Source organism: Acetobacter sacchari, assembly GCF_017377715.1.
Taxonomy (GTDB): Bacteria; Pseudomonadota; Alphaproteobacteria; order Acetobacterales; family Acetobacteraceae; genus Acetobacter; species Acetobacter sacchari.
Map to the genome: position 1 here is coordinate 1 of NZ_JAFVMF010000118.1, position 240 is coordinate 240.

A 240-nucleotide genomic window follows, 5' to 3' on the forward strand; every position below is an offset into this window, starting at 1 on the left:
TTTCTTTCTCTGGAGTTTCTTCATGTAAAACTCAAGTTCCTTACCCTCCAAATGTATCCATCGGCACGACCACACTGGCCAGGTCGTGATGAGATTGCAGCCAATAGACGCCCACCAGCAAATTGCTCCTCAATATGTGGGTCAATCTTGCGATCCTGTTGTCGCTTTTGCAGCTTTCTTTGGACATGGTTACTCTTCTTCTCCTCTGGAACAGCCTCAGCCTCCTCTCCTTCCTTCTTG

1 protein-coding gene is annotated in these 240 nt (G+C 47.9%); it reads right to left on the minus strand.

The window, feature by feature from the left end; genetic code table 11:
* Positions 1–20 precede the first annotated feature (20 nt).
* On the minus strand, positions 21–240 hold a 220-nt coding region (locus tag J2D73_RS20465), incomplete at its 5' end, for a hypothetical protein (RefSeq protein WP_207884267.1).